The sequence below is a fragment of the Stenotrophomonas sp. GD03958 genome (assembly GCF_029839005.1).
Classification (GTDB): domain Bacteria; phylum Pseudomonadota; class Gammaproteobacteria; order Xanthomonadales; family Xanthomonadaceae; genus Stenotrophomonas; species Stenotrophomonas hibiscicola.
The window spans coordinates 17,824-26,992 of the sequence record NZ_JAOBZT010000042.1 but is presented as its reverse complement, the minus strand read 5'-3'; the positions used below and the strand labels follow the sequence as shown (position 1 = coordinate 26,992).

Sequence of the window (9,169 nt, the reverse complement as noted above, 5' to 3'; positions counted from 1 at the left end):
CCCGTCGAGAGGAGGTCTGCAATGCCATGAGGCCTCACGTGGCGTTGCGTGGTCTCGCGTCTCACCCGACCCAGCTTTGAGTTCTACTTGTGTACCTGCAACCGCTCAGCCACTTGCGCAGTCAACGCCACACAAGCCAACTTCAACCCTTCCATTACCCGATCCCCCAGGTACTCCTCGGGCGCACCGTTCTGCCGAGTCCGCTCCGCAGCCAACATCAGTTCCGCCACCACACGCAGCCCCGCCAGCGCGCAATCCGCATCAGCCAGCTGAAGACACCGCCCAGGCAGTTGATGCCGTTCCGGCCAAGGTTGGCCATCCGCAGCCGCACCAGATCCGATGCGGCGCAGCGTGGCGACGAAGGCGTTGGGATCGACGGACGGCTCGCGTTCGGTTTCGGCGTTGTCCGGATCGTACTGCGCGTGCAGGGAACGGAAGTCCGATGTGTTCATGGCAATGCTCCGTACAGGACAGATAGCAGCGCCACCAATAAAGGTGGCGGACGGTGCGGGCTCGAAAACCGGTAAATGCCAGACCGGCGGGTCCGAAGACCCCCACGCACCGCCCGCCATGGAACGCGAACGGATTGCCAGCCGACGCCACATAAAAGGTGACGTCGGCTGGCAAGCGCATACAGCTGGCATAAACACGGGTTTTCGAGTCCCGCGCCACCCTTTTCCGGTGGCACGCCAAGGTGTACTCGCATGGTTGCGAGATGCCAAGAAATCGTAGGCCGCAGAGGCCGCAAATGCTGACGCTTACGGCATTGTTGCATGGCCCGCGCGTGGCAGAACCCTTGCGGTGCAGTGGTTTCGGCCGGTGTTAAGTTATCGCCCGAATGCGCATTGAGAAGCACGGTTTGCAGAGGATCGGGGTCTCAAAAGCGACAGTCCGCCCACTGGGCTTCGATCCGAAGTGTGCCGATTGCGACACAGCTTAACTTTCCGACGCCACGCACGGCCGAGCCCACAGCGCAACATCGCGCACCATGTCGTAGTCGCTGCCGAATGCCAGCGCCGCGTCGCGTGGCGGAAGGTCTGCGTAGCAGCCCAGCAGGTACTCATCCATGCCAGCCGCGATGGTCGATGGCGAACAGGTGGAGGAGCTCCTCGTCGAAGGCTTCCAACCATGCGGGGTCGATTCTGGTCATGGGCATCCTCCGGTGGGGGAGGGGCGGATGGTCTGGAGCTGTCTCACAGCGTGAGTTCCGCATGGGCTCTGGCGGACAGCTCCCTCCGCTGGATATCCTCCACCCGCCGATACCAGAAGTCATCGTCATGGAAGACCTGCTCAATCGATCCGCGCTGCTTCGCCAGGCGATCCTCTCCAAGGTGGCTTACCCCTTGGCGGATGACTCGCCCAGATTGTTGGCGTCAATGGACGCAGCATTGCTGAGCCTTGAACACGCAGACGCCCTTCGCACGCTGCTGCAGGCCGGTATGGCGCCCTCTGCAATGGCATTGATGCGCTGCCAGTACGAAGCCTTCACGCGGTCCGTCTGGATCCTGCACTGTGCAGCCGACGAGCAGGTCGAGTTGCTGTGCCTGCCACCGGAAGCTGGAATGAGCGAGAAGGGGTTGCCGATGCTGTCGAAGATGCTGGAGGCATTTGCGGGAGTATCGGAGCTTGGCAATCTGCTCCCGCACCTTGTTGAGCTGAAGGTGCATGCATGGTTTCCGTTGAACTCATTCGTACACGCAGGGGTACACGCAATGAGCCGGAGTCGCGATGGTTTCCCTACGCCATTGGCGGTCAACGTCATCCGAATGAGCAACAACCTTTCGATGATGGCGGGGCAGCACCTCGCCGTTCTTACCGGCGTCCCGCATCTACAAAAAGAAGTGCTACGGCTCGATGAGATCTTTGCCGAGTGCCTTCTCTTCGATGAAGAAAAGCGCCGGGCCATCGAGGCGAGGGCGTCGGTAGAACAGTCGAGTTAGCTGAAGCCAGTAGCCTACATCGACGGCGCCGAAACCCGCTGCTGTTGCTCCTGCGTGCGCTGCATGTCTGCCTGCTCGCGCGCCTGGCGGTGGCCGATTGCTTCCACTTGGTTCAGGCTCTCTTGCACTGGCCGCTGGGCGGCCTCCGCAGTCGCAATGTGAGTGCGAAGGGAAGCAGGGTCGGACATCGCACCCTGCACCACAAAGATGTTATGTGCGGCGGGGGAGGCATCTGTCTGTCTGCTCAGCACAACATGGTCCGCGCGGGTGATTCCGGCATCCTTGGCTGCGGCCAGCAGACTGGTAGACAAACGCTCGCTGGTGTCATCGAAGGTTCGGCCGTTGGCCTTGTCCAGTGCTTCCACCTTGCTCCGAATCTGGTCCAGCAGCGCCTGATCTGCTGGCCTGAGCGAGTGGGTGGGCGAGGACTGCATATCTGCAACGCTCTGCGTCGGTGGCGAAATGGTGTGTGCGCTGCCGGTGTTCTTCAGCTCCACCCAGCCCAACCCGCCCTTTCCGAAGTCGCCAACAGGCAGGATCTTTGCGCTGCCAAAGTCGAGGCCATTGCGCTCAAGCTGCTTCGGGTCCAGACCAAGCTCATGCAGGTCGATGCGGATGGCCGGGGGTTGGCGACCTTCAGCCAGGAAGGCATGGCTCGCCCCGATCACTGATAGCGGATAGGTGCCGTAGTAGTTGCGGTAGTCGGAATCGCCGTGCCGGCCCAGCGTGCCAGTGCCGTCATAGAAGCACTGCTCGACGGCCTTGGTGAGCTGGACGCTCTCATTGTTGGGGCGCTTGGCAAGCGCATCATATGAGATACCATCCGCCAAGCTCCTGGTTGCACCCTCCGCTCGAATGCAACGGGAGAGCGAGCGGGACGCAAGCATTGCCTCCAGTCCGTTGTCATCCAAGGTTGGATTCAACGCTCTGAATCGGCTATCCAGTGCCCGCAGGCCCGAGACCTCCGCCAGTGCCTCGTCCTGTCGTCCCTTGTCCAGAAGCGTGCGCACCGGCTCGGTCAGGTTCACCGAGCCTGACCGGGAATCGTGTGAAGCGATCAGTTCCTCGCTGTAGGTCTGCTTGAAGTCCCTGAGTGCTGCGGCGCGTTCCTTAGCCAGGATGCCGTGCATGGTCTCGTGGCCCAGCACTTCGGTAAGTCGTTCCTCAAGCCGGGTGCCCGTTACGCTTTGGAAATTGGAGGCGCTGATGAAGATCGTTGGCGGGTTTCCATCCGACCCATCCTGGAAGTGGCCGCCATTGTGATGTCCATAGGACACGGCAATCCGGCTGATCTGCCCGCTGTCGGCTGCGTTTGCCAGAAGGTGATTGAGGTAGGGGGAGCCTGCAATGCTGCGTCGGATCGCATCCTCGGCACCACTGGGAAGCTGTTTGTCTGCGCGCAGATCGGCCAATAGTGGCTCGACGCTGGATTCGATTCCCTTCATTTGTCTCCTCCTCCAAACTGGACCGCGTAGACGCAGGTTCTCGCTGTATCACCTTCATCGGAACGATAGGTCAACAGGCTGGTATCCATATACTGCTTACCACCGGTGATGGGGCGCCGGTACTGCCTGATGCCCCCTCTCTGAAATGGCACTTCTCCTCCGGTCCTGTATCCGAGGGCTTCGAGCGCTCGTCCGGCACTTTCGGCTTCCCAGTAGCACACGCCATTCGGAGCATCCGTCACTGGCTGCTTGCCCAGCTGATAGAAGATCACCTCTTGGTTGGGGAACTCACGTGTCGACTCAACCGACAGATAAGACGCCCCATAGTTGTAGCCGTTCGTCGTTGCCAGGTCCTTGGCGATGTGCCTGATGCTGACCTTTTCGTCTGGCACGAGCGAGACACCGATCGCCGTGCCGAACTTGTCCGGACTGATGTCCGCCCTTGACCTGAGCGAATCCGCGTAGACAAGAATCCGTTTCTGCAACTCGGCCATGGAGATGCGGGCAGGCTGTGTATCTGCGGCAGCGGCACGTTCATTGAGGGCAGACATATCCGTCGATCGCGCACATGCAGATGCCAGCGTGAGCATGGCTGACAGTCCGAAAAGAGCACCAATGTGAGCCGCGCGTAGCATAGCTCGAGGTAGCTGCGGCCGAAGCAATCTGGTCATGATGACGGAGAGCAAAACCGAAGCCTCCTTCGTTGTGATGCCCATCGGTGAGTCCCTGACGGTGTTGAAGGTACTGTACGACCCGGATGAAGAACGCCGGGATCTCCATTCATTGCGATTGAACGCGATAGCGGCTCAGAAGATCACGAACGCTGGCTTCCAGACGCTGCCAGTCGCTCAGAATGACGCGTGCATAGTTCATCTCGATGGCGATGCTGTCGCCCACATCCACGATGGAATGGCGGCACATTGCGATCTGGCCTTCTCCGGCGCGTTCAAGTCTCTTGCCCTGAATCGTGAGCCCGTCAGGAATGCGATCTGCCGGGTCGCAGCTGATGAACGTTGTCAGTTGCCCCTCCGCCGAGCGGGCCACATACCAGTCTGGTTCCATCCCCGGGTTGCGCACGTAAGGCCTGCCCAGCGCAGCCTCCGAGTCCTTTGCATAGGCTGCCATCAACGATGGGTCAATCGCATACGGCGTCAGACCCCAGCGCTCGGGTTGTGCAACGCGCAGCGCAAGGTTCTCTACCGGGTCCCTTCGCTCCAGTGATCCCGGCGCGCTGGTGGCTTCGCTACTGGACCGACGTGCCAGATAGTTCTGGATGGGAACGCGATCGATGTATCTAAGCTCGACCAGCACCTGCCGCCGGCTGTCCTGCGTGCTGCGCACCGGGCGATCACCGGGGGGCGCTGCATCGAAATCCGGCCAGAACACCGTGAGCATGACGCCTCCATCGGCCAGGGGGCCCGTCTGGTTGTAGTAGAGGTTGGCCGGGAACATGAAGCGGTGCGGGCCAAGCCGAGCTTCCACCGGCTGCGTCGTGTAGGTCTGTCCGCCCACCGTACGTGGGCTGGTTGCGGTTTCGGACATGGGGGTTCCGTTCGGGTCCTTTTCCGTGGATGGGGCCTTCGCGCAGGCGGTGGTGCTCAACACGGCCACCAGGGCGAAGGAGGCAAGCCGGCAAGCCGGTGCTCTGCTCATGGGCGATTCCCTTGCATGATCGAAACGACTATAGAACGGTGGAATGGCAAGCTCCAGTCGCTGCCGGGATCTTGCTCGCGCCCAGGTCCATTACTGCATGCTGGCTCACATATTCAGCAAGTCGCGATCGACGCCTTCTATCCCTCCACCTACCCCCCATCCCACCTATGCCATCATCCGGCCAGGACCGCAGCACCCATCAAGGCTGAACAGGCATGGAGCAGGCAACACGCTACACGGTAACCCTTTATCTGGCCGCCCCCGGCACCCCGCTGGAAAGTGGTGGCATCTCGCCGCGCGGCCATATGTACCTTCAGGTGGCCGCGGGCGACGAGGCCCACAGCTACGGCTTCGCCCCGCCGCGCCACGCGCCGGGCGAAGCCCGCACCGGCGTGCAGTACGCGCAGGTGCGCCACGATGATGCCGACGAACATCTGGACCCGTACTACAGCCGCACCCTGGAAATCACCGAGGAGCATTACGGCTGCCTGCGTGATTTCGCCGAGGAACCGGGCGAGTTCGAATTCGATGTGGATCGCCCGGCCACCATCAACCGCTGCAGCGATTTCGTCTGGGCGGCGCTGCATTACGCCGGCCTGCATCCGCTGCCGGCGCCGCTGGACGGCGGCAGCAACCTGGGCGAGTTCGCGGTGCTGTTCAATCTGCCGGAAATCCAGTGCATTGCCGCGCCGTTCCCGGGCAGCGATCTGAATGCCGAAACCCACCACGCGATGCCCGAGCGCGAGGCCGAGCATCATCGCCAGGGCGACCGTGCCAGCGATGAGCCGCCGCCGACGCCGATTGAAGTGGCCGGCACGCTGCTGGACCCTTCGCATCCGGACCATCGCCTGTTCTCGCAGCTGATCCAGAAAGTGGCCGAACTGGATGCCGCGCACGGTCGCCCGTTCGATGCGGCCAGCCAGCGCATCAGCGCCAGCCTGCTGGTGCTGGCCAAGCAGAACAATCTCTCGCGCGTGGACCACGTGCTGCTCAGCAGGCCGACCCAAAGCAGCCATGCGGCGGAGAGCATCTTCATCGTGCAGGGGGACCGCAACGACCCGGGGCACCGCCGCGCCAGCATCGCCACCGAGGTGGCGGCCAAGACCGATGTGGCCGATTCGCTGCGGTTGAAGGAGCAATGATGCGGCCACTGCGGCGGGGGCTGGTGGTACTGGCGGTGCTGGGCGCGCTGGCGGCGTGCAGTGCGTCACCAGCGCCTGAGGCTGCGCCGCCCCTGCTGACGCGCGCACAGGCTGATGCCCGCACGGTTGTGCCGCTCACGCGGGCCGTGCAGTTGCAGAAGGCCGGTCGGATTGCCGAGGTCACGTTTGATTTGCCGGCGCCCCAGAAGCCGGCCATTCCGATCCTGAACATCGGGTTGCGGCTGCAGGATACCGATGGGCGCTCGTTGCTGGACGCGTGGGAGAAGATCAGGCTGGGAAAGCCACCCACGCGATTGCGCCTGGAGCGGATTGATGGCGGCGCACTTGGTCCTGTACAGCTATGGCAGAGCACTCCTGACGGGCGCGACTCACAGAGAATTCCAGAAGATGAGGTTGTGCGATATCTGGCTGATACAAGCTTGGATGACAACGCACTGATCGAGGCCGGTTTGCACTCGGATGAGATGCTGTATCAGGTGCTTCAGTTCGCGCAGGTCGGTTGGCTGGAGCCGGGCCGGTATCGGTTGACTGTCGACCTGATGGAGGACCGCCCGCAGCTGGAAGGGCTCCAAGCCGAACTTATTGTTGGATATCAACCGCTAGGGAAGTAAGACATGAGCAAGGAAGCAGAGCGCTATACGGTCACGATTCATCTCGCCGCGCCCGGCACGCCGAGAGTCGATGTGGGCGACGCGGGCCAGAAGAGATTGTTGGATCCGTCATTTGCTGGGCACATGTTCCTTTCGCTGACGCGATCAAATGATCCGGTACCCGTGAGCAGGGGATTCACGATGGGGAACGAGCGCGCGAACCCCTCGCTGGGCAAAGTAGATGACACGGATCTGCGGGTCTACGACAAGCCCCGCTTCGAGCGCACGATCGAGATCAGCAAGGAGCAGTACGACCGCATCCTCGAGTTCTCCGCAGACCCGAAGAAACACGGCTTCGACATGAACTACGACTTCTTCTCCAACGCCTGCACCGATTTCGCGTGGGGTGCCCTGAACCACGCAGGGCTGCGCCCGGTGGGGCTGGCCGGGGAGATCACCAACTACGAGGGCGCTACCAGGGTCCTGGACAACATCCGCGCCGTCAATGCCATCCCGCAGCAGGTGAAGGGCAGCGAGCTGGACAAGGTGCAGTGGAACCCGATGCCGAAGCAGACGTTCCGCGAGTGGATGTTCACCGAGAACGGCGAGCAGTGGCGCGGCAACAGCGTGCTCGCGGCAAGCGGCACGCCCGCAGACCCGGCGCACGACGATCATGCCCGCCTCAACCAGATCCACCAGCAGGTGGCCGACCTCGGCGCTTTCGGGGCGCGCAACGGCAATGTCAGTGCCAGCCTGCTCGCGCTGTCGAAGGATCAGCAGTTCTCGCGCGTGGACGAGGTGGTGCTGGGCGAGCAGCGCGGTGATACCGCACCGAAGCTGTTCATCGTGCAGGGGGACCGCAGTGACCCGGCACACCAGCGCGCCAGCATGCCGGCAGAGGTGGCTGCGCAGGCACCGGTGGAGGCCTCGTTCGATCGGGTCGCGCAGTTGCAGCAGAATGAGCCGCAGCGAGACGCGCAGCGCCTGCAGGAGGAGCAGCAGCTTCAGCAGAGCCACGGCCCACGGATGGCATAGTGGCGGGCGCAGCATCGAGGTCGAGCGTCGGCCATGCCCGCGCCGGCGCACGCCACGCCCCCCACCTGCTACCATTCCCCCGCAACCCCAGCCAGCCCACCCGCGCAGACAGATGCGGGGCGGGCCGTCGCAGTACGGCCCAGCGAGCCAGGACACCCTCCCGTGCCCATTCAAGGACGCTCGCATGTTCCGTAATCCTCTCTTCCGCTCGGCCGCCCTGGCCGTTGCCGTTTCGCTCAGCCTCGGCGCGCCCTCCGCGTTCGCCGACAACGCGCCCGCCGCCAGTGCCACCACCGCTGTGCAGCGCCAGGCCGTGGCCAAGGGCCTGTACGAGCTGGCCTACAGCCCGAAGCAGAACGCCGTGTTCGTGGCCTCCTCCGGCGGCTTCGGCGATGACGCCGGCCCGGCCCAGGTGCTGCGCCTGAACCCGGCCACGCTGGCGGTGGAAACCCGCATCCCGCTGGAGCGCAAGGCGTTCGGTGTGGTGCTGGATGACGCCCACGACCGCCTGTACGTGGGCAACACCGTGGACCTGTCGGTGACGGTGGTCGACACCGCACAGAACAAGGCCGTCGGCACCATCCAGCTGATGGAGAAAAAGACCGGCAAGGACGGCAAGGCCGCCTACACCCACGACCTGCGCGAGCTGGTGGTCGACAGCGCGGCCAACCGCCTGTACGTGACCGGCCACAGCAGCCAGCCGGACCTGAGCAGCGTGCTGTTCGTGATCGATACCACCACGCTGAAGGTGATCAACACCATCGACGGCCTGGGCAATGCCAAGGCGCCGGGCCTGGCGCTGGATGCGGCCAACAAGCGCGTCTACACCAGCAACCTGCTGGCCGACCTGGTGGTGGTGGGCACCGATTCGAACAAGGTGGTAGCGCAGCACAGGATCGCCGCCGAGCAGCCGATGAACATCGCGCTGGACCCGGCCGGCAAGCGCCTGTTCGTGACCGACCAGGGCTCGGAATTCCTGCGTGGCTACCAGGCCAAGAGCAGCGGCCTGGTCAGCAAGCATCCGGGCCAGCGCGTGCTGGTGCTGGACCGCAGTACCGGCAAGGAACTGGCCAGCATCCCGACCGATGCCGGCCCGCTGGGCATCCTGCTGGATGCACCGCGCAAGCGCCTGTACGTGACCAACCGCGAAGCCGGTACGGTGACCGCGTACAACAGTGACAGCTACCAGAAGGTGGCGACCTACACCGTGCCGACCCACCCGAACAGCTTGGCGCTGGATGCGAAGAACAACGTGTTGTTCGTGAGCATCAAGAACGGCGAGAAGGATGACAAGGGCGCTGACGAGAGTGTGGCGCGGATTCAGCTGTAACGTGCAGGAGTCG

The 9,169-nt window shown here is 63.2% G+C and carries 9 protein-coding genes and 1 pseudogene; 5 read left to right on the top strand and 5 right to left on the bottom strand.

What is annotated here, in order from left to right:
* Positions 1-83: 83 nt before the first annotated feature.
* Positions 84-452: a hypothetical protein gene (locus N5C25_RS13090; protein WP_279937069.1), complete on the bottom strand. Its 369-nt coding sequence runs from the start codon at positions 450-452 to the stop codon at positions 84-86.
* A gap of 484 nt (positions 453-936) precedes the next feature.
* Positions 937-1,150 (bottom strand): annotated as a pseudogene (locus N5C25_RS13085) (hypothetical protein).
* 127 nt (positions 1,151-1,277) lie between these two features.
* Between N5C25_RS13085 and N5C25_RS13080 the strand changes: the two are divergent.
* A complete protein-coding gene (locus N5C25_RS13080) occupies positions 1,278-1,940 on the top strand; it encodes a hypothetical protein (RefSeq protein ID WP_279937068.1) in 663 nt (220 codons plus the stop codon).
* 14 nt (positions 1,941-1,954) lie between these two features.
* Here the strand turns inward: N5C25_RS13080 and N5C25_RS13075 are convergent, their stop codons facing one another.
* From N5C25_RS13075 to N5C25_RS13065, 3 genes are all read right to left on the bottom strand, one after another.
* On the bottom strand, positions 1,955-3,385 hold the full coding sequence (locus tag N5C25_RS13075; protein WP_279937067.1) for an XVIPCD domain-containing protein: 1,431 nt from the start codon (positions 3,383-3,385) through the stop codon (positions 1,955-1,957).
* A complete protein-coding gene (locus tag N5C25_RS13070) occupies positions 3,382-3,975 on the bottom strand; it encodes a hypothetical protein (RefSeq protein WP_279937066.1) in 594 nt (197 codons plus the stop codon). The genes N5C25_RS13075 and N5C25_RS13070 overlap by 4 nt, the downstream gene beginning before the upstream one ends.
* A 190-nt stretch (positions 3,976-4,165) precedes the next feature.
* Positions 4,166-5,038 (bottom strand): hypothetical protein, encoded by an 873-nt coding sequence (locus tag N5C25_RS13065; protein WP_279937065.1) that lies wholly within the window; start codon positions 5,036-5,038, stop codon positions 4,166-4,168.
* Positions 5,039-5,253: 215 nt separating this feature from the next.
* On the opposite strand from N5C25_RS13065, the gene N5C25_RS13060 reads away from it, so the two are divergent.
* The 4 genes from N5C25_RS13060 to N5C25_RS13045 all read left to right on the top strand — a co-directional run bounded on the left by N5C25_RS13060 (position 5,254) and on the right by N5C25_RS13045 (position 9,156).
* Positions 5,254-6,180, top strand: coding sequence for an XVIPCD domain-containing protein (locus tag N5C25_RS13060; RefSeq protein ID WP_279937064.1), 927 nt, complete (start codon positions 5,254-5,256; stop codon positions 6,178-6,180).
* The gene (locus N5C25_RS13055; RefSeq protein WP_279937063.1) at positions 6,177-6,812 is read left to right on the top strand and encodes a hypothetical protein; all 636 of its coding nucleotides are present in this window, start codon (positions 6,177-6,179) and stop codon (positions 6,810-6,812) included. The genes N5C25_RS13060 and N5C25_RS13055 overlap by 4 nt, the downstream gene beginning before the upstream one ends.
* A 3-nt stretch (positions 6,813-6,815) precedes the next feature.
* The gene (locus N5C25_RS13050; protein WP_262212261.1) at positions 6,816-7,826 is read left to right on the top strand and encodes an XVIPCD domain-containing protein; all 1,011 of its coding nucleotides are present in this window, start codon (positions 6,816-6,818) and stop codon (positions 7,824-7,826) included.
* Between the two features lie 184 nt (positions 7,827-8,010).
* Positions 8,011-9,156: a YncE family protein gene (locus tag N5C25_RS13045; protein WP_279937062.1), complete on the top strand. Its 1,146-nt coding sequence runs from the start codon at positions 8,011-8,013 to the stop codon at positions 9,154-9,156.
* Positions 9,157-9,169 lie beyond the last annotated feature (13 nt).

Coding starts and splice junctions, on each gene's coding strand:
- N5C25_RS13060 (WP_279937064.1), top strand. CDS start 5,254: ATGGAGCAGGCAACACGCTACACGGTAACCCTTTATCTGGCCGCCCCC.
- N5C25_RS13080 (WP_279937068.1), top strand. CDS start 1,278: ATGGAAGACCTGCTCAATCGATCCGCGCTGCTTCGCCAGGCGATCCTC.
- N5C25_RS13090 (WP_279937069.1), bottom strand. CDS start 452: ATGAACACATCGGACTTCCGTTCCCTGCACGCGCAGTACGATCCGGAC.
- N5C25_RS13070 (WP_279937066.1), bottom strand. CDS start 3,975: ATGCTCACGCTGGCATCTGCATGTGCGCGATCGACGGATATGTCTGCC.
- N5C25_RS13055 (WP_279937063.1), top strand. CDS start 6,177: ATGATGCGGCCACTGCGGCGGGGGCTGGTGGTACTGGCGGTGCTGGGC.
- N5C25_RS13050 (WP_262212261.1), top strand. CDS start 6,816: ATGAGCAAGGAAGCAGAGCGCTATACGGTCACGATTCATCTCGCCGCG.
- N5C25_RS13045 (WP_279937062.1), top strand. CDS start 8,011: ATGTTCCGTAATCCTCTCTTCCGCTCGGCCGCCCTGGCCGTTGCCGTT.
- N5C25_RS13075 (WP_279937067.1), bottom strand. CDS start 3,385: ATGAAGGGAATCGAATCCAGCGTCGAGCCACTATTGGCCGATCTGCGC.
- N5C25_RS13065 (WP_279937065.1), bottom strand. CDS start 5,038: ATGAGCAGAGCACCGGCTTGCCGGCTTGCCTCCTTCGCCCTGGTGGCC.